15 protein-coding genes are annotated in these 18329 nt (G+C 73.5%); 2 read left to right on the top strand and 13 right to left on the bottom strand.

What is annotated here, in order from left to right; genetic code table 11:
* Positions 1 to 14: 14 nt before the first annotated feature.
* Positions 15 to 1016, bottom strand: coding sequence for a DUF6777 domain-containing protein (locus ACGFZN_RS00365; RefSeq protein WP_393856206.1), 1002 nt, complete (start codon positions 1014 to 1016; stop codon positions 15 to 17).
* 139 nt (positions 1017 to 1155) lie between these two features.
* On the opposite strand from ACGFZN_RS00365, the gene ACGFZN_RS00360 reads away from it, so the two are divergent.
* Positions 1156 to 2580 carry a lipase maturation factor family protein gene (locus ACGFZN_RS00360; protein WP_393856205.1) on the top strand — a complete coding sequence of 475 codons (1425 nt, stop codon included), beginning with the start codon at positions 1156 to 1158 and terminating at the stop codon, positions 2578 to 2580.
* A gap of 37 nt (positions 2581 to 2617) precedes the next feature.
* On the opposite strand, the gene ACGFZN_RS00355 is transcribed toward ACGFZN_RS00360, so the two are convergent.
* Genes ACGFZN_RS00355 through ACGFZN_RS00320 form a run of 8 tightly spaced genes read right to left on the bottom strand, consistent with a single transcriptional unit; the run spans position 2618 to position 10470 of the window.
* Positions 2618 to 3457, bottom strand: a complete 840-nt coding sequence (locus ACGFZN_RS00355; protein WP_393856204.1) for an amidohydrolase family protein — start codon at positions 3455 to 3457, stop codon at positions 2618 to 2620.
* Complete coding sequence (locus ACGFZN_RS00350) at positions 3454 to 3804, bottom strand: L-rhamnose mutarotase (RefSeq protein ID WP_393856203.1); 351 nt, start codon at positions 3802 to 3804, stop codon at positions 3454 to 3456. The genes ACGFZN_RS00355 and ACGFZN_RS00350 overlap by 4 nt, the downstream gene beginning before the upstream one ends.
* The gene (locus tag ACGFZN_RS00345; RefSeq protein WP_393856202.1) at positions 3801 to 4772 is read right to left on the bottom strand and encodes an aldo/keto reductase; all 972 of its coding nucleotides are present in this window, start codon (positions 4770 to 4772) and stop codon (positions 3801 to 3803) included. The genes ACGFZN_RS00350 and ACGFZN_RS00345 overlap by 4 nt, the downstream gene beginning before the upstream one ends.
* Positions 4769 to 5524, bottom strand: coding sequence for an SDR family NAD(P)-dependent oxidoreductase (locus ACGFZN_RS00340; protein WP_393856201.1), 756 nt, complete (start codon positions 5522 to 5524; stop codon positions 4769 to 4771). The genes ACGFZN_RS00345 and ACGFZN_RS00340 overlap by 4 nt, the downstream gene beginning before the upstream one ends.
* Positions 5521 to 6861 (bottom strand): L-fuconate dehydratase, encoded by a 1341-nt coding sequence (locus ACGFZN_RS00335; RefSeq protein WP_393856200.1) that lies wholly within the window; start codon positions 6859 to 6861, stop codon positions 5521 to 5523. The genes ACGFZN_RS00340 and ACGFZN_RS00335 overlap by 4 nt, the downstream gene beginning before the upstream one ends.
* A gap of 36 nt (positions 6862 to 6897) precedes the next feature.
* On the bottom strand, positions 6898 to 7926 hold the full coding sequence (locus tag ACGFZN_RS00330; RefSeq protein ID WP_393856199.1) for an ABC transporter permease: 1029 nt from the start codon (positions 7924 to 7926) through the stop codon (positions 6898 to 6900).
* The gene (locus ACGFZN_RS00325; protein WP_393856198.1) at positions 7919 to 9409 is read right to left on the bottom strand and encodes a sugar ABC transporter ATP-binding protein; all 1491 of its coding nucleotides are present in this window, start codon (positions 9407 to 9409) and stop codon (positions 7919 to 7921) included. Before ACGFZN_RS00325 ends, ACGFZN_RS00330 begins: the two co-directional genes overlap by 8 nt.
* Positions 9406 to 10470 carry a sugar ABC transporter substrate-binding protein gene (locus ACGFZN_RS00320; protein ID WP_393856197.1) on the bottom strand — a complete coding sequence of 355 codons (1065 nt, stop codon included), beginning with the start codon at positions 10468 to 10470 and terminating at the stop codon, positions 9406 to 9408. The genes ACGFZN_RS00325 and ACGFZN_RS00320 overlap by 4 nt, the downstream gene beginning before the upstream one ends.
* 163 nt (positions 10471 to 10633) lie before the next feature.
* Here ACGFZN_RS00320 and ACGFZN_RS00315 point away from each other — a divergent pair, with 163 nt between their 5' ends.
* Positions 10634 to 11335 (top strand): FadR/GntR family transcriptional regulator, encoded by a 702-nt coding sequence (locus ACGFZN_RS00315; protein ID WP_393856196.1) that lies wholly within the window; start codon positions 10634 to 10636, stop codon positions 11333 to 11335.
* Positions 11336 to 11363: 28 nt separating this feature from the next.
* Here ACGFZN_RS00315 and ACGFZN_RS00310 read toward each other — a convergent pair whose 3' ends face one another.
* The 4 genes from ACGFZN_RS00310 to ACGFZN_RS00295 form a co-directional block, all read right to left on the bottom strand.
* Positions 11364 to 11831 carry a DUF4231 domain-containing protein gene (locus tag ACGFZN_RS00310; protein ID WP_393856195.1) on the bottom strand — a complete coding sequence of 156 codons (468 nt, stop codon included), beginning with the start codon at positions 11829 to 11831 and terminating at the stop codon, positions 11364 to 11366.
* A gap of 88 nt (positions 11832 to 11919) precedes the next feature.
* Positions 11920 to 14940 (bottom strand): alpha-mannosidase, encoded by a 3021-nt coding sequence (locus ACGFZN_RS00305; protein ID WP_393856194.1) that lies wholly within the window; start codon positions 14938 to 14940, stop codon positions 11920 to 11922.
* A 39-nt stretch (positions 14941 to 14979) separates the two neighbouring features.
* A complete protein-coding gene (locus tag ACGFZN_RS00300) occupies positions 14980 to 17073 on the bottom strand; it encodes an endo-beta-N-acetylglucosaminidase (protein WP_393856193.1) in 2094 nt (697 codons plus the stop codon).
* Positions 17070 to 18326, bottom strand: coding sequence for a glycosyl hydrolase (locus tag ACGFZN_RS00295; protein WP_393856192.1), 1257 nt, complete (start codon positions 18324 to 18326; stop codon positions 17070 to 17072). The genes ACGFZN_RS00300 and ACGFZN_RS00295 overlap by 4 nt, the downstream gene beginning before the upstream one ends.
* Positions 18327 to 18329 lie beyond the last annotated feature (3 nt).

The following is an 18329-nucleotide window of genomic DNA, read 5'->3' as shown; positions in this document are numbered from 1 at the left end:
CGGCTCGCCGCGGCTCAGCCGTCGGGGAGGCGGGCCGTGGCACCGCCGTCCGCCGCGCCCGGGACCGCTCCCGGGGGCGGGTGCGGTGTGCCGCCCGGAACGGGCACCGGGCCACCGCCCGGCGGGGCCGAGGTGTACGGCGGTGCGGCACCCGGCGCGTCGGGACCGTCGTCGGGCGGGGCGGTGGCCCAGGCGGGCGCCGGCACGATCCGGTCGCGGCGCACGTCGCGGCCGATCCGCCGTTCGATCCAGGTCCGGGCGTCGGCGCCGGCGAGCGTGAGGCGGGTGACGGGCCGGGGCGCCGCGGTCACCGCCAGCACCTGGCTCGGCCGGTACGCGGACCAGGCGCTGCCCCGGGCGCCGAAGCCTGTGCCGGCCCGTGCCGGTGGCGTCAGCGGGTTGCCGCAGGCGCAGCGCACCCGGGGCAGGCCCCGGTCGTCGACGAGGACGGCGGTGCCGGCCTGGAGCACGGCCTGGTAGCCGGTCTCCTTTCCGGCGCGGTAGCCGTGGTCGGTGACCCGGGTGTCGGCGCGCAGCACGACCGGGGTGAGGCCGCGCAGATAGCCGCGCAGCCCGCTCTCGGCGACGCCGGCCACCCGGGCGAAGGCGGCGCCCTTGGCGCGGTCCGCCGTCAGATAGGCGATCTGCCGCTCGACGTCGCAGCCGGAGACGCCTGCCGTGCCGCCGTAGAGACCGGGCGTCGCACCGGACACGACCCGCACCGCGCGCAGGGGCACGGCGACCAGTGCGGCGGGCAGGGCGGGCGCGGAGGAGGCGCCGGGCGGCCCGGTGGCGGCGGGATCGGCGCTGCGCGCCGCGGGTGTGGCGGGCCGGGGTGCCGTCAGCGTCGTGACCGTGGAACCGGTGAAGGGGTCGGGCCCCTGGGCCGCGGCGGGCAGGAGGTAGACCTCCTCGCCCATCCGGGCCTCCTTGACACCGTGGCCGGCGCAGCCGGCGACGAGGAACGCCACCGAGAACGCGCAGGCCGTGACGATGGAACCGGCGGATATGCGCACCGTACACTCCGCATCACTGTGGGTGATTTCTCTCCATTGTCTGCATCGCTCCCGTCCGGCTGGCAACTCGGCAGCGGGTCGGCGGATCATGAGGGGCCGGCACCGGTGGGCCGGCCGTGACGAAGGGCACGCAGCAGCCGTGAACTGGTTCACCGCTCCCGACTACTGGCTGAGCCGGCTGGTCTTCCAGCGGGCTCTGGCCGCCGTGTACCTGGTGGCGTTCCTGAGCGCGGCCCGGCAGTTCCGGGCGCTGCTGGGCGAGCGCGGCATGCTGCCGATCCCGCGGTTCGTGACCCGGGTGCCGTTCAGGAGCGCCCCGAGCCTGTTCCATCTGCACTACTCCGACCGCTTCTTCGCCGTCTGTGCCTGGACCGGCTGCGCGGTGTCGGCGGCGCTGCTCGCCGGCGCGGACTCGGCTCTGCCGCTGTGGGCGGGGATCCTGCTGTGGCTGGTGCCGTGGGCGCTGTATCTGTCGATCGTGAACGTGGGCCAGACGTGGTACGCGTTCGGCTGGGAGTCGCTGCTGCTGGAGACGGGCTTCCTGGCCGCGTTCCTCGGCAACGGCGAGGTGGCGCCGCCGGTCGTGGTGCTGTTCCTGCTGCGCTGGATCCTGTTCCGGGTCGAGTTCGGCGCGGGGCTGATCAAGGTGCGCGGCGACGCGTGCTGGCGGAAGCTGACCTGCCTGTACTACCACCACGAGACGCAGCCCATGCCGGGCCCGCTGAGCTGGTTCTTCCACCATCTGCCCAAACCGCTGCACCGGGTGGAGGTGGCCGCCAACCACGTCACCCAACTCGCCGTGCCCGTGCTGCTGTTCACCCCGCAGCCGGTCGCGTCGGCGGCCGCCGCGCTGATGATCGTCACCCAGTTGTGGCTGGTGCTCTCCGGCAACTTCTCCTGGCTGAACTGGATCACCGTCGTGCTGGCGCTGTCGGCGCTGCTGATCCCGGCGTCCGCGCCGTCCGTGCCGGCGGCGCCGTTGTGGTACGAGGTCCTGGTGCTCGCGGTCGGCGCGCTGCTGCTGGTCCTGAGCTACCACCCGGTGGTCAACATGGTCTCCCGGCGCCAGGTCATGAACCGCTCCTTCGACCCGCTGCACCTGGTGAACACCTACGGCGCGTTCGGCAGCGTCAGCCGGGTCCGCTACGAGGTGGTGGTCGAGGGCACCCTCGACGACGTGCCGCGCGAGGACTCCGACTGGCGGGAGTACGAGTTCCGGGGCAAGCCCGGGGACACCCGGCGCTGGCCGCGGCAGTTCGCGCCATACCATCTGCGGCTTGACTGGCTGATGTGGTTCGCGGCGCTGTCCCCGGCCTACGCCGGTGAATGGTTCGGCGGCCTGGTGGAACGCCTGCTGGAGAACGACCGCGACACCCTGCGGCTGCTGCGCCGCTGCCCCTTCCCGCCGGACACCCCGCCCCGCTTCGTCCGGGCCCGCCTGTTCCGCTACCGCTTCACCGGCTGGCGGGAGCTGCGGGAGACGGGCGCCTGCTGGGAGCGGACGTATGTGCGCGACTATCTGCGCCCGACCCGGCTGGCGACGCAGGCGCAGCCGAGGCCGTAGCGGACCCGGCGCACGGCCCGGCGGCGGAGGGCGGCGTTCACAGGCGATAGACCCGGGTCGCGGTCCCGGCGAAGACGCTCGCCCGCTCCTGGTCGCTCAGCTCCGCGGTGAGCGCGCGGGCGGCCTCCACCACCCGGCCGTAGGGCGCGGCGACGGTGCACACCGGCCAGTCGGAGCCGAACATCAGGCGGCCGGGCCCGAAGGCCTCCAGGGCCGTGTCGGTGTACGGCCGCAGGTCTGCCGTCGTCCAGGTGGCGGGGTCGGCCTCGGTGACCAGGCCGGAGAGTTTGGCGACGGTGTTCGGGTGCGCGGCGAGCGCGCGCAACGCGGTCGCCCAGGGCTCGTGTTCCCCGGCGGCGATCGGCGGTTTGCCCAGGTGGTCGAGGACGAAGGTGAGCTGGGGCAGCCGTGCGGCCGCCTCGGCGCAGGCCGGGAGCTGAGGGGGCAGGACGACCAGGTCGTACGCCAGCCCCGCCGCCGCCACCGCCGCGAGTCCCCGCCGTACGTCCTGCCGCAGCAGCCACTGGGGGTCCGGCTCGCTCTGGACCTGGTGCCGGATGCCCTTCAGGAAGGTCCCGCCGGGCAGTGCCCGCAGCCGGGCCAGTTCGTCGGCGATGTCGGGGCGGGTGAGGTCGGTCCAGCCCACGACGCCGGCGACCAGGTCGTGCCCGGCCGCGAGCGCGAGGAACTCGGGCGTCTCCTCGGCGACGGTGACCGTCTGCACGAGGACCGTACGGTCCACGCCCGCCGCGCGGGCCTGCGGTTCCAGGTCGGCGAGGCCGAAGTTCCGCCGCAGCGGCCGGAGTTGCGGGCCCCGGATCCAGTCCTGGTCGCGTACGGACAGGTCCCAGACGTGGTGGTGGGCGTCGACGGTCACGGCAGCTCCCAGACGACCGGCAGTCCGGCGTCCGCGCCGGCGCGCGAGTAGTCGTGCACGACGGCGAGCAGCTCGGCCATGCGCGCCTGCCAGGCCACGTTGACCGGCGGCCGCTCCAGTTCGGCCAGCAGGCGGCCGTAGTCCTCGCACTCCAGCAGATGGAACAGATCGGTTCCTCCCCCACGCTCGGCTGCGCTCGCGCGGGGGGACCCCCACCGCCAGATGGTCCAGGAGGCGGCCCCGGCGGCGCGGATGGCCTCGGTCAGCTCCCCGGGCACCTCGCGGTGGGCCGCCTCGTAGTCGGCGATCCTGTCGGCGCGGACCCTGGTGTGCAGGGCGACCCTCATGACGGTCCTTCCTCTCGGGGCAGCAGGCCGGACTCCCGCAGCTCCTGCCAGAACCCGGCCGGCACCGCGGACGCGAACCGGTCGGCGCAGTCGTGGACTTCGGCCGCCGAACGCAGCCCGGCCAGGACGCCGGCGACGGCGGGCGGGGCGGAGGCGAAGGCCAGCGCGGCGGCCCGCAGGGTGGTGCCGTGCCGCTCGGCGACCGCCTTCATGCGCAGGGCGCGGTCCAGCAGCTCCTTCGGCGCGGGGCCGTAGTCGTACGTCGACGCGGGAGTGGGGTCGGCCAGCAGGCCGGAGTTGAAGACGCCGCCGAGCACGACGGACACCCCGCGCTCGGCGGCCGCCGGCAGCAGGTCGGCTGCGGCGCTCTGGTCGAGCAGGGTGTAGCGGCCGGCGCACAGGACCACGTCCACGTCGGTGTCGCGGACGAACCGGGTGAGCATCGCGGTCTGGTTCATGCCCGCGCCGATCGCGCCGACGACGCCTTCGGCGCGCAGCCTCTCCAGGGCGGGGTAGGCCTCGCGGAAGGCCTGCCCGGCGTGGTCGTCGGGGTCGTGCAGATAGACGACGTCGATGCGGTCCAGGCCCAGGCGGGCAAGGCTCGCCTCCAGGGTGCGGCGCACGCCGTCGGCGCTGAAGTCCCACACCCGCCGGTGCGTCGCCGGCACGGCGAACCCGTGCGCCAGGTCGTCGCCCGTGCCGTCGGCCGCTTCGAGGCGGCGGCCGACCTTGGTGGACACGGTGTAGCGGGCGCGGTCGTAGCCGCGCAGGGCGGCGCCGAGCCGGCGTTCGGACAGGCCGAGCCCGTAGTGCGGGGCGGTGTCGAAGTACCGGATGCCGCGCTGCCAGGCGGCCCGTACCGCCCCGGCCGCCTGCTCGTCGTCCACCGGGGTGTAGAGGTTGCCGAGCGCCGCGGCGCCGAAGCCGAGCGGGGTGATCTCGACGCGGCTGCGGCCGAGCCTGGTCATCGGCCCGCCGGGCGCAGCCTGAGGCCCTGCATGCCGCCGTCGACGGCGAGGGCGGTGCCGGTGGTGGCCCCGGACAGGGGGCCGGCCAGGTAGGCGATGGCTCCCGCCACCTCGGCGGCGGACACCAGGCGCCCGGTGGGCTGGCGGGCCTCGAGGGCGGCGCGTTCGGCGGCCGGGTCGTCGGCCGCGTCCAGCAGCCGGCCGATCCACGGGGTGTCCGCCGTGCCGGGGTTGACGCAGGTGACGCGGATGCCCTCGCGGACGTGGTCGGCGGCCATGGCGAGGGTCAGGGAGTACACGGCGCCCTTGGTGGCGCTGTAGAGGGCGCGTTGCGGGAGGCCGGCGGTGGCGGCGATCGAGCAGGTGTTGACGATCGCGGCGTGCGCCGAGCGGCGCAGGTGCGGGAGGGCGGCGCGGGCGGTGCGGACCATGCCGAGGACGTTGACGTCGAAGACGTGCCGCCACTCGGCGTCGTCGTTGTCCTCGACCGTGCCCTGCGCGCCGATCCCGGCGTTGTTGACGAGGATGTCCAGGCCGCCGAGGTCGTCCGCGGCCCGTTCGACGGCGGTGCGGACCGAGGCGTCGTCGGTGACGTCCGCCCGGTAGGCCAGGAGCGGCTTGTCGACGCCCGTGGTGTCCCGGTCGAGGACGGCGACCCGGGCGCCGCGGGCGGCGAGGAGGTCGGCGGTGGCCCGGCCGATGCCGGAGGCGCCCCCGGTGACCAGGGCCTTGAGGCCTTCGAAGTCGCTCATGCGGCATGTCCCTTCCGGGTGTCGGGAGCGGCGGCCCAGCAGGCGCCGCCGGGGAAGGCGTACCGCGCGACCGACTCCGGGCGCAGAGCGGCGGAGAAGCCGGGCGCGGTGGGTGCCAGGTAGTGGCCGTCGCGGACGACGACGGGGGTGACGAAGTGCTCGTGCAGGTGGTCGACGTACTCGATGACCCGGTCCTCGGTGGTGCCGGAGAGGGCCAGGTAGTCGAACATGGACAGGTGCTGGACGAGTTCGCACAGGCCGACGCCGCCCGCGTGCGGGCAGACGGGGACGCCGAACCTGGCGGCGAGCAGCAGGATGGCGAGGTTCTCGTTGACGCCGGCGACGCGGGCCGCGTCGATCTGGACGATGTCGACGGCGCCGGCCTGGAGCAGCTGCTTGAACATGACGCGGTTGTGCACGTGTTCGCCGGTGGCGACCTTCACCGGGGCCACCGCGCGGCGGATCGCGGCGTGGCCGAGGACGTCGTCGGGGCTGGTGGGCTCCTCGATCCAGTACGGGTCGAACGCGGCGAGGGCCTTGGTCCAGCGGATCGCCTCGTCCACGTTCCAGCGCTGGTTGGCGTCGACGGCGAGCCGGACGTCCGGTCCGACGACCGCGCGGGCGACCCGGCAGCGCCGGATGTCGTCGTCGAGGTCGGCGCCGACCTTCAGCTTGATCTGCGTGAAGCCGTCGGCGACGGCCTGCGCGGCGAGCCGGCCGAGCTTGTCGTCGTCGTAGCCGAGCCAGCCCGGGGAGGTGGTGTAGGCGGGGTAGCCGCGCTCCAGCAGCCGCGCCCGGCGCTCGGCCGCGCCTTGTCCGCCCCGCCGCAGCAGGCCGAGGGCCTCCTCGGGGGTGAGCGCGTCCGCGATGTACCGGAAGTCGATCTGCCCGACCAGCCACTCGGGTTCGGCGTCGGCGAGCAGCTGCCACAGCGGCTTGCCGGCCCGGCGGGCGGCGAGGTCCCAGACGGCGTTGACGACGGCCCCGACGGCCATGTGCATCACGCCCTTCTCGGGGCCGAGCCAGCGCAGCTGGCTGTCGCCGATCAGGTCGCGGAAGAGCGAGCCGGGGTCGGCGCACAGCTCGGCCACGTCGCGGCCGAGCACATGGTCCCGGAGCGCGTCGATCGCGGCGACCTGGACGTCGTTGCCCCGCCCGATGGTGAAGACGAACCCGTGTCCCTCGTGCCCGTCGCCGGCGTCGGTGCGCAGCACGACGTAGGCCGCCGAGTAGTCGGGGTCCGGGTTCATCGCGTCGGAGCCGTCCAGCTCGCGCGAGGTGGGGAAACGGATGTCGTGGGTGTCGACCGCGATGACGCGGGCGGGGGCCTGGGACACTGAAGTCCTTTCGGTCATGAACGGGATGACGGGGCATCAGTCCTGGGCGCGGCCCGTGGTCACGCGCGCGATGACGAGGGCGACCAGGATGATCCCGCCGTAGATGGCCTGGATCCAGAACGAGGGCACCTGGGCGAGGGTGAGCAGGTTCTGTACGACGCCCAGCAGCAGGACCCCGGTCAGGGCGCCGGACATGGTGCCCTTGCCGCCGTCCAGGCTGATGCCGCCGATCACCGCCGCCGCGAACACGGTGAAGATCATGTTCTGGCCCTGGTTGGCGCTGATCGCGCCGACGTACCCGGTCTGCAGCAGGCCGCCGAGCGAGGCCAGCACGCCCGCGATCACGTACACGCCGAGCATGACCCGGTCCACCCGGACGCCGGCCGCGCGGGCGGCGTCCGCGTTGCCGCCGATGGCGTACAGGGCGCGGCCGGTGCGGTGGTACTTCAGCACGAACCCGGCGACGGCGAAGGCGAGAGCGGCGAGCCACACGGACAGCGGCACGTCGAGGACGGTGGTGGTGGCCAGGGAGTAGAAGCTGTCGGGCATGCCGAACAGAGTCTTGCCCTTGGTGGCGCCGACCAGCAGGCCGCGCAGCACGATGAGCATCGCGAGGGTGACGATGAAGGCGTTGAGCCGGAACCTCACCACGAGGACGCCGTTGAAGGCGCCGACGACCGCGCCGGCCACGGGGATCGCGAGCAGCGCGAGCCAGGCGGGGAAGCCGGTGCCCCAGCCGGACTGGCTCGCGGGCAGCACCAGCAGGGCGCCGACGGCGGGAGCGATGCCGACCACCGACTCCAGGGACAGGTCGAACTTGCCGGTGATCAGGACGAGGGACTCGGCGAGCACGACCATGGCGAGCGCGGCGGAGGCGCCGAGGATCGAGATCAGGTTCCGCTCGGTCAGGAAGGAGTCGTTGACCACCGCGCCGAGCACCATGAGCAGCACCAGGGCGGGGACCAGGGCGAGTTCGCGGGCGCGGCGCAGCAGGACGGTCCTGGCGGAGCGGGTGTCCGGGGTCTTCGGCGGTGCCGGCAGGGGGGCGGCCCGGGTGTCAGCCATGGTCAACTCCTTCGATGGAGGCGATCAGCTCGTGGTCGCGCCAGCCGGCCGGGTGCTCGGCGACGACCCGGCCGTGGAAGAGGACGAGGACGCGGTCGCAGCGACGCAGGTCGTCGAGTTCGTCGGAGACGACGAGGACGGCGGTGCCGTCCTGGCGTGCGCTGTCCATGCGGGCGAGCAGCGACGCCTTGGACTTCACGTCGACCCCTGCGGTGGGGTTGATCAGCACCAGCAGCCGGGGGTCGGAGGCGAGGGCGCGGGCCATGACGACCTTCTGCGCGTTGCCGCCGGACAGGTCGGACACCGGCTGGTCGGGGCCCTCGGCGTGGATGTCGAGGCGCTCGATCAGGCCGGCGGCGAAGCGCCGCCGGGCGGCGGGGGCGACGAGACCGAACCGGCCGAGCCGGTCCTGCACGGTGAGGGTGGCGTTGTCGCCGATGCTCATGCCGGGCACCAGCCCCTGCTCGTGCCGGTCGCGCGGCACACAGCCGACCCCGGCCCTGAGGGCGGCCCGCACGTCCCCGAACGGCAGCGGTGCGCCGTCCAGTTGGGCGGTGCCGCCGGTCGGGGCGTGCAGCCCGGCGAAGGACTCGGCCAGCTCGGTCTTGCCGCTGCCGCTGGAGCCGGCGAGTCCGACGACCTCGCCGCGGCGGACGGTGAGGTCGACGTTCTCGTACGCCGGCGAGGTGAGCCCGTGCGCGGCCAGCAGGACGGGGGCGCGCTCGTCGGCCTGCCCGGCCGGTGCGGCCTGTTCGGCGACGGACTCCCCCGCCATGGCCTCCACCAGGGCCGCCTTCGGCAGGCCGGCGACGGGTGCGGTGGTGATCCAGCGGGCGTCGCGCAGCACGGTGACCGTCTGGCAGACCTCGTAGACCTCCTGGAGGTGGTGGGAGATGAACAGGAAGGTGACGCCCGCCTCCTGCAGGGACCGCATGCGGATGAAGAGGCGTTCGATCTCCCGGTTGTCGAGCTGGGCGGTGGGTTCGTCCAGCACGATGAACCGGGCGCCGAGGCTCAGCGCCCGCGCGATCTCCACCATCTGGCGGTCCTCGACCCTGAGGTCGGCGGTGCGTGCCTCGGGGTCGACGCGCACGTCCCAGGTGCCGAGCAGGTCGGCGGCCTCCCGGCGCAGCCGGCGCCAGCTGATCAGGCCGCGGCCGGTCGGCTGCCGGTTGAGGAACAGGTTCTCGGCGACGGTCAGTTCGGGGACGACCGTGGGCTTCTGGTAGACGCAGGCGACCTTGCGGCGCCAGGCGTCCCGGTCGCCGAGCGGGGGCGCGGGCTCGCCGTCGAAGCGGACGGTGCCCGCGTCCGGGGCCTGCAGTCCGGTCAGGACGTTGACCAGGGTGGACTTGCCGGCGCCGTTGCGGCCGACCAGAGCGTGGGACTCGCCGGGCAGCACGGTGAGCCGGCCGTCGGCGAGGGCGACGGTGGGGCCGTACCGCTTGACGATGCCCTCGGCTTCAACAAGTGGCGTGCTCATCCGACCGTGTTGCCCCACAGCTCGGGGTCGTCGACGTTGGCCTTGGTGACGAGCGGCGCGGGCAGCTGGTCCTCCAGGATCCCGCCGGGCAGCCTGACGATCACCGAGCCGTGGTCGGTCTTGCCGGGTTTGAACGTCTTCCCGGCCATCGCCGCCTTGATGTAGTACAGGCCGTACTTGGCGTAGGCGTCGGCGGGCTGGGAGACGGTGGCGTCGATCTCCCCCTTGCGGATGGCGTCGAACTCCTGCGGGATGCCGTCGTTGGAGACGATGGCGATGTGGCCCTTCTGCCCGGCCGGCTTCAGCATGTGCTTGGACTTCAGGGTCTGCAGGGTGGGCGCCAGGTAGACACCGCCGGCCTGGAGGTAGATGCCCTTGATGTCGGGGTTGGCGTTCAGGAGCGTGTCCAGCTTGGCGGCGGCGGTGTCGGACTCCCACTTGGCGGGGATCTCCAGGACCTTCAGCTTCGGGTACTTCTTCTTCACGCAGGAGCGGAAGGCCTCGGAGCGGTCGCGGCCGTTGACCGAGGCGAGGTCTCCCATGATCTGGACGACCTTGCCGCTGCCGATGTGCTGTCCGAGGTAGTCGCAGGCCTTCTCGCCGTACGCCACGTTGTCGGCGCGCACCACCATGGCGACCTTGCCCTTGTCGGGCGCGACGTCCACGGCGACCACGGGGACGCCCTTGCGCTCGGCCTGGTCGAGTCCGGCCTGGATGGCGGCGCTGTCCAGCGGGGCGACGACCAGTCCCTTGACGCCCTGGGTGAGTTCGTTGTCGATGTCGGTGATCTGCTGTGAGGGGTCGCTGTTGGAGTTGACCGTCTTCAGCACCTGCACGCCCTCGGACTTGGCCATCTTCGGCACGTAGTCGTTGTACGACTGCCAGAACGGCGAGGTCAGCAGCGGCAGGATCACACCGACCCGGCCGGTGCCGCCGCCGCTCGCGCTCGCGGTGTCCTTGGTGCTGCCGCAGGCGGCGAGCATGAGCGAGGCGCAGGCGGCCAGAGCCGTCGCGCCGATGATCCGGGACCTGCTGCGCTTCCTGACCGTGCTGGCGGGCATCTGGCGGCTCCTCGTCGAGGGTGTTCGAGCAGACGCCGCATACTTATCAGACCAATACGCGAAGACAACACCCTCGTGCACGGGAAATCCGCGCATCGAGGCCATAGTGGTCCGACCACTGGGATGGCTAGACTGCGGCGAACCCGGGGGAAGGAGGAGCGGCGTGGACGAGGAAGCCCCGCAGCGGGGGACGGTGACGCAGCGCGCCATCGAGGCGATCAAGGCGATGATCGCCGAGGGCCGGCTGGAGCCGGGCGAGCGGCTGCCCACCGAGCGGGACCTGGCGGCCGGGCTGGGCATCTCCCGCAGCTCGATGCGGGAGGCGATCCGCGCGCTGACCGTGATGGGCGTCCTGGAGGCCCGGCACGGCTCCGGGATCTACGTCACCGCCCTGGAGGCCGGCGACCTGCTGGAGACGTTCGGGGTGGTCGCCGACCTGTCCCGGGGCCCGCGCCTGGTGGAGCTCCTGGAGGTCCGCCGGATCCTGGAGTCGACGGCGACCGCGCTGGCCGCCGCCCGCATCACCGAAGGGCAACTGGCCGCCGTGGAGAAGCACTTGGCGGCGATGAACGCCACCGACGACCCCGAGGAGATCCTCGCCCACGACCTCGCCTTCCATCGCGAGATCGCCGCCGCCGCGGGCAACGAGACCATGGCCGCCATCCTGGAGGGCCTGTCCTCCCGCACCTTCCGCGCCCGCGTCTGGCGCGGCTACCAGGAGGAGGGCGCCTTCGCCCGCACCCGCCGCGAACACGCCGCCATCCACCGGGCGCTGGCCGCCCGCGACCCGGAGGCGGCGCGAGCGGCGGCAGCGGCTCACGTGGGCGAGGTCGAGCAGTGGCTCAGGACGCAGCTGGCCCCCTGACCGCCCCTCTGCCGCGGTCCCGGCGAGGTCAGGCTCCCACCGAGGGCACAGGTGGTTCCGGGCGCCCGCTCTGCGCCTCGGACCAGGCGCGCAGCTCGTTCGCGCCGACCTCCTCGATCGCCGTCTGCAGCGCTTGCCGGGCCGCCGCGTCACGTTCGGTCTCGGGCAGGAGCAGGTAGCGGTCCAGTGCCCGGCGCAACGACTCCCGCGCCTGCGCGGCCAGCACCCAGCGCGAGCCGGCGCCGTACAGCTGACGCAGGCCGGTGAAGAAGACGGCACCGCCGGCGATCAGCGCGGTCAGCCAGGCGGGAGCATGCAGACCGGCGGCCACCACCGTCACCGACGTGGTGAGCAGTGCACCGAGCTCGGTCCCGTGGTGCAGCCGTCTGGCCCGGTCGGAAGCCCTCGCGTAGAACGCCAGATCCCTTCGGACGAGGGCCAGCAGAGGATCCGGCTCGGCGGCCCAGGAACTGTCGGGGACCCTTCTTCGCCTCATCGGCACATCATCGGGGCTGAACCCGCGCCGGGCAAAGCCCCGGCGGGCGCACGTGCGGCCGCGCCGGGCGTCTTCGCCCACCGTGGGTTCAGGCCCTGCGCAGCCTCAGGGTCCTCAGCTCGAACGGCCGCAGCCGTACGGTGACCCGGTCGCCGTCCCGTTCCGGGGCCGGGGCCTCGCTCAAGGGCCTCTCCAGCAGGTCGGTGACGGTTACGTCCGCGACCTCGAAACCGGCCGTGAGGGTGGCGCGGGCCCGGCCGCCATGGGCCTCGTGGAAGCGGACCACCACGTCCCCGCTGCCGTCGTCGGCGAGCTTCACCGCCGTGACCACGACGGCGTCGTTGTCGACGGTGACGAGCGGCGCGACCCCGTGGGCGCCGGTGAGGCGCCGTTCCGGCAGGTTGATCCGCCAGCCCTCGCGGACGGCGTCGGCGATCGAGGCGCCCGGGACGAGGGCGTGCCGGAAGCGGTGGACGCCCTGGTCGGTCTCGGGGTCGGGGAAGCGCGGGGCGCGAAGAAGGGAGACACGGACCGTGGTCGTCGTACCGCGGTCGCCGTCGGTGCGCACGGTGCGGGTCACGTCATGGCCGTACGTCGAGTCGTTGACCACCGCCACGCCCCAGCCGGGCTCCTGAAGGTGCACGAAGCGGTGGTTGCAGGCCTCGAACTTGGCCGCCTCCCAGGAGGTGTTGGTGTGGGTGGGGCGGAAGACGTGCCCGAACTGCGTCTCGGAGGCGTACCGTTCGGCGTGCAGGTCGAGCGGGAAGGCCAGCTTCAGGAACTTCTCCGTCTCGTGCCAGTCGACCTCGGTGTCGACGAGCAGCCGCCGCTCGCCGGGCGGCAGCGACAGCACCTGCGTGACCCGGGAGTCGCCGAAGCCGCGACGGATCCGCACCGAGATCCCGTCCTCGCCGGCGCTCACCTCGTCGGCGTCCGTGAGGTCGGTGACGGTGTTGCGGTAGAAGGCGTCCACGTCCCAGGCGTCCCACATGTTCGGGAAGTCGGGGTGCAGTTGCAGGAGGTTGGCCACCGTGCCCGGCGCGACGGTCTCGCGGTCGGCGGTGATGTCGTAGGCGGAGACCACCAGGCCGCGGGGGTCGATCACGATCCGCAGCAGCCCGTTGTCCAGAACGAAACCGCCGCCCTCGCGCGGTGCGAGCCGGGTGTGGCCCGTCCTCGCCGGGACGGCGGCCGCTCCGGCGGCGACACCGGCCCGCTCGTGCGGAGCCGCGTTGAAGACCAGCTCGGCTTCGCCCTCTCCGGCCAGCGCCCGCTGCGCGGCGCCGATGATCTCGTCCAGCTCCCCGGCGATCCGCTCGTACGTCGCCCGTGCCTCCCGGTGCACCCAGGCGATCGAGGAGCCGGGCAGGATGTCGTGGAACTGGTGCAGCAGGACCGTCTTCCAGATCCGGTCCAGCTCCTCGTAGGGGTAGGGGAACCCGGTGCGCACGGCGGCGGTGGCCGCCCACAGCTCGGCCTCACGCAGCAGGTGCTCGCTGCGCCGGTTGCCCTGCTTGGTCTTCGCCTGGCTGGTCAGGGTGGCGCGGTGCAGTTCGAGGTACAGCTCGCCGACCCAGACCGGGGCCTGGGGGTACTCGGCCTCGGCCTTCTCGAAGAAGGCGCGCGGTGTCTCCCAGGCGACGGTGGCCGAGCCCTCCAGGTCGCGCAGCCGGGCCGCCTTGGCGACCATCTCCCGCGTGGTGCCGCCGCCTCCGTCGCCCCAGCCGGTGGGCGCCAGCGAGTGCCGGGCGGCGCCCTTGTCCCTGAAGTTGCGGGCGGCGTGGGCGATCTCGCTGCCCTTCATGGAGCAGTTGTAGGTGTCGACGGGCGGGAAGTGGGTGAAGATCCGGGTGCCGTCGATGCCCTCCCACCAGAAGGTGTGGTGGGGGAACCTGTTCGTCTGCGACCAGGAGATCTTCTGCGTCAGCAGCCACTTGGAACCGGCCGCCCGGATGATCTGCGGCAGCCCGGCGGCGAAGCCGAAGGTGTCGGGCAGCCAGGCCTCCTCGTTGTCGACGCCGAACTCGTCGAGGAAGAACCGCTTGCCGTGCACGAACTGACGGGCCATCGCCTCCGAACCCGGCATGTTGGTGTCCGACTCCACCCACATCCCGCCGGCCGGCACGAACCGCCCCTCGGCGGCCGCCTTCTTCACCCGCGCCCACACCTCGGGCCGGTGCTCCTTCACCCACGCCCACTGCTGGGCCTGGGACATGGCGAACACGAACTCCGGCTCGTCCTCGATCAGCGCCGTCATGTTGGCGGTCGTGCGGGCCACCTTGCGGACCGTCTCGCACAGCGGCCACAGCCAGGCCGAGTCGATGTGCGCGTGCCCTACGGCGCTGATCCGGTGCGCGGAGGGCACGGCGGGCACGGAGAGCACCCCGGCGAGCCGCTCGCGGGCCCGGCCGGCCGTGCCGTTCACGTCCTGCAGGTCGACGGCGTCGAGCGCGCCGTCCACCGCGCGCAGGATCTCCCAGCGGCGCTGCGAGTCGACGGGCAGCTCGGCCATCAGCTCGCCGAGCACCTCCAGGTCGATCACCAGCTGCCACACGGTCTCGTCGAACACGGCGAGGTCCATGCGGGTGAGGGTGTACTGCGGCTCGCTGCCGGCGGTGTCCTTGTCGCCGAGCCGCGTGGGCACGAAGGGGTGGTAGTCGAGGATGACCGGGTTGGACGCCGCCTCGATGTGCAGGCGCACCTCCTCGCCGCCCGCGACGGGCGCGCCGATGCGGACCCACTGGTTGCGCGGGTTGAGGCCCTTCACCGGGGTGCCGTCGGGCCGGTAGACCAGGCCCTCGCACTGGAAGCCGGGCATGTTCTCGTCGAAGCCGAGGTCGAGCAGGGCCTCGACGGTCCTGCCGGCCCACACCTCGGGGACGGTCCCGGTCACCCGGAACCAGCTCGTGCCCCAGGGAGCGCCCCAGCGGGCGCCGACCTGGACGGGCTCCGGCTCGGCGGCGAGCCCCTCCTCGACCGGAACGGGCTCGCCGGGCGCGTGCCACACCGCGACCTGGAGCGGCACGGACTCGGGGTACACGGCGGGGCGGATGCGTTCGTCGAGGATACGCCTGAGGCGGGCTTCCACGAGAGTGCGGTCGTCATGCATGCGGGCTGCTCCCTGCGGGTTCCGGGGTGGTGACGGTCGTTACCAGGGGTGGGTGACGGTCACGGGGACCGAGGTGTTGTAGAGCTCCCCCACGGCGCGCAGTTCGAACCGCGCGGCCGTCTCTCCCTGTTCGGGCCGCAGCCCGGTGAGGAAGCAGGCTCGCTGGCAGGTGCCCGCCAGGAAGCGGCGGGTGCCGTCGGGCAGGAGGCGGTGCAGTTCGTAGTGGCGGACGGGACCTCGGGCGGCGTTCCAGGCCAGGCGCAGATCGCCGCCGTTCGCCGCGGTGACCCGGGCGGCCGTGGGGGCGGCCGGGGCGCGGACGTCGTCCCGGACGGCGAGCCCGCCGAGACGCCAGCGCACCGGGCCCTCCGTGGCGGTGAGGCGGACGCCGAGGGCGTGGAGGGTGCGGGTACGGGCACCGGTTGCGATGCCGGCGTCGGCGTCTGTGCCGGTTCCGGTGAAGGCGGGCGGGGTGAGCGGGAGCGTCACCGTCCGCCAGCCGTTGACCGACCTCGCACGCAGGTGCCTGTTGCCCGGGTTCACAGGCAGAAAGGTGTACGGCGGGGGCGTCCCGGCGCCGCCCGGCTCGGCCGTCGCCACCGCCAGCTCGATGTTCACGGCGCCCGCGTCGGTGCGGTACGTCAGCTCGGCAACCGTGTTCACACCCACCGGCAGCCGGGTCGCGTACAGATCCACCACGACCGGTTGATCGAGTTCACCGTCGACCAGCACGCTGCTGCCGCCCCGCCAGGCGTCGGCGAAGTCGAAGGACACGTCAGGCCGCTCCCCCGCCGTGCGCACCACCCACCTCCGCGACGGCAGCCGGTCCTGCAGTCCGAGGTGGTTCCAGGGCGCGTCAGAGGTGACGGCCCCGTCCTCGTGCCAGCGCAGCCCGTGTCCCGTGTTGAACACGGTCGCGAACGGCAGCGCAGTCACCGTCGACCGGTCGGCCACCGACACCGCCGGCGCCCGCCACGGATCGTCCGGGTCGGGCCGGGTGGGGTCCGGCGACCGCCCGGTCCAGAACCGGTCGTCGGCGGCGTGGAAGTCCTCCGGTGCGCGCCGGTCGGCGGGCAGGTGGTTGCGCGTCCACTCCGGCCGGTAGAAGCCGATCGAGGCGGTGTGCGGCTTGCCGGCCGGCACGATCGCGTCCCAGTCCACCGGCGTGCCCGAGCCGTTCGACTCGACGTCGACGCCGGCCCACAGCTCGTAACGGCTGCGCCCCAGCCCGTCCGCCCTCGTCCCCGAGGCGGCGAGCGTGGCCGCGCTCCAGCGGAAGTCCACGAACATGTCGTCGGCCTCCTGGAAGAACGCCTCGTTGCGGCCGTTCAGCGCGCCCTGCCAGTCGACCGTGCCGTCGACGGTCATCGCGTCGTACCAGGTCACCCGCTGCCCCTCGGCCGCCGCGAGCGTCCTGAGTTCCTCGGTGAACGCGAGCATGGCCCGGCCCAGCGAGGTGTTCCCGCCGCCCGTCTCGGCGTTCACGAACCAGCCGTCGAAGCCGTGGGCCGACGCCACCGCGACGAGCTGCGCGGCGAGCGGGTGGTGCCCGGTGGCGTCCTGCTGCACGAGGTCGCGCGTCCACTGCAGCTGCCCGCCGTACGCCGCCGGCGGCAGGAAGATGTTCCCGAGCACCGGGACGCCGTGCCGGTGGGCCGCGTCCACGATCGGCGCGTTGGGCGCGAGGATCAGCCCCTCGCCCGCCGAGCCGCCCCAGAAGACCAGCTCGTCCAGGTAGGCCCAGTGGGTCAGGGCGTAGTAGTCGGCGGTGGCCGAGCCCTGGGAGGGGTTGCCCGAGGTCGGTCCGAAGGAGACCAGGGCCTGGACGCGGGCCTGTCCGGAGCGGGCGGTGGTGTTCGCCGGGACGGGGGTGAAGCGCGTGGCGAGCGGCACGGACGCGGCGTTGAAGGGCAGGTCGGGGTCGTCGGCCGCGCGCCAGTCCTTCAGGCTGCGCCAGGTGATGCCGGGACCCGGGCTGCCGGCGGGCAGGGAGTCCGGGTACCAGTAGGAGGCGTACGGCGGGGTCGCGGCCCCGGCCGGCGGGCGGGCGGCGGCGCGGGCCGGCCACGGCAGGAGACCGGCGGCTCCGGCCGCGGCTGCGGCGGCGAGGACGGTGCGTCTGCTGGGGTTCACGAGCGGGTGCCTCCGGGTGGGGTGGGGAGTACCTGATCGGGAGTGACGACCTCGGTGATGCCGCGCGCGGCGAGGTGGTCCTTGTCGTCGGCGCGGGTGTCGAGGACGGTGGTGGGGCGGGCGCCGTCGGCGACGAGGCGGAAGAAGGCGTCGAAGACGGGTCCGCCGGGCGCGCAGCGGGAGCGGCGGCCAGGGTCGCCGGGTACGACGAGGGCCGTGGTGCGCGGCGCGGGGACGGTGTGCGGGGTGCGGGCCGCCCCGGCGAGCACGCGGGCGATGTCCTTGGGTGTGCGGTCGTTGGTCAGCAGCCCCAGCCCGTACTCGAGTTCGGGGAAGTCGGCGAGGTCGCGGGAGACGTCGTAGGAGCACCACCAGGTGACGCCCCACAGGTCCGGGCAGTCCAGGGCGTGTGCGACGGTGGCCTCGGCGAAGGCGGCGGCGTGCTCGGGCGGCACGAGGGGCGCGGGCGCGCCGACCTCCTGGAGCCACACCGGCCGGTGCGGCTCCTCGGCCCAGGCCTTGCTCAGCTCCACCAGGTAGGCGGCGTGGTGCTCGGCCGGCACGGAGGCACGGCCGTGGCGCTGGGCGGTGCCGTTGAACACCCAGGAGTGGACGGCGGTGAGGTCGCCGAGGCGGGCGGAGTGGCCGGGGGTGAAGGGCTGGTCGTCCTGGTACCAGGCGGCGTCGTAGGAGGCGTGCAGATGGAGCCGGTCCGGGGCGCCCTCGGCGCAGGCGGCCAGCATCCGAGCGAGCCACCGCCCGGCCTGCTCGGGCGTGATCCGGTCGGGGTCGGGGTGGGGTCCTGCCGCGAACTGGTTGACCTCGTTGCCGACGGTCATGCCGATGAAGTTCGGCCGGCCGGCGAGGGCGGCGGCGAGGGTGCGCAGGTAGGCGGCCTGGCCGTCGACGACGTCCGGGTCGGTGAAGAGGTTGCGGCGGTGCCAGGTGCGGGTCCACGCGGGCAGGTAGTCGAAGCTGCTCAGGTGCCCCTGCAGCCCGTCGACGTTGACGTCGAGTCCGCGTTCGGCGGCGGCGTCGGCGAGGGCCACGAGGTGGTCGACGGCGCGGGGCCGGATCAGGGTGCGGTTGGGCTGGAAGTACGGCCAGAGCGGGAAGACGCGGATGTGGTCGAGGCCGAGCGCGGCGATCGCGTCGAGGTCGGCGCGCACGGTGTCGAGGTCGAAGTCGAGCCAGTGGTGGAACCAGCCGACGCTGGGGGTGTAGTTGACGCCGAAGCGCACGGCAGGGGGCATGGA

It is taken from the genome of Streptomyces sp. NPDC048192, from assembly GCF_043202415.1.
Lineage (GTDB): Bacteria > Actinomycetota > Actinomycetes > Streptomycetales > Streptomycetaceae > Streptomyces.
Note: the sequence above shows the minus strand (reverse complement) of the source record. Positions and strands in the feature narration are given on the sequence as shown.

Coding starts and splice junctions, on each gene's coding strand:
- ACGFZN_RS00350 (WP_393856203.1), bottom strand. CDS start 3,804: ATGAGGGTCGCCCTGCACACCAGGGTCCGCGCCGACAGGATCGCCGAC.
- ACGFZN_RS00345 (WP_393856202.1), bottom strand. CDS start 4,772: ATGACCAGGCTCGGCCGCAGCCGCGTCGAGATCACCCCGCTCGGCTTC.
- ACGFZN_RS00340 (WP_393856201.1), bottom strand. CDS start 5,524: ATGAGCGACTTCGAAGGCCTCAAGGCCCTGGTCACCGGGGGCGCCTCC.
- ACGFZN_RS00330 (WP_393856199.1), bottom strand. CDS start 7,926: ATGGCTGACACCCGGGCCGCCCCCCTGCCGGCACCGCCGAAGACCCCG.
- ACGFZN_RS00325 (WP_393856198.1), bottom strand. CDS start 9,409: ATGAGCACGCCACTTGTTGAAGCCGAGGGCATCGTCAAGCGGTACGGC.
- ACGFZN_RS00320 (WP_393856197.1), bottom strand. CDS start 10,470: ATGCCCGCCAGCACGGTCAGGAAGCGCAGCAGGTCCCGGATCATCGGC.
- ACGFZN_RS00310 (WP_393856195.1), bottom strand. CDS start 11,831: ATGAGGCGAAGAAGGGTCCCCGACAGTTCCTGGGCCGCCGAGCCGGAT.
- ACGFZN_RS00305 (WP_393856194.1), bottom strand. CDS start 14,940: ATGCATGACGACCGCACTCTCGTGGAAGCCCGCCTCAGGCGTATCCTC.
- ACGFZN_RS00295 (WP_393856192.1), bottom strand. CDS start 18,326: ATGCCCCCTGCCGTGCGCTTCGGCGTCAACTACACCCCCAGCGTCGGC.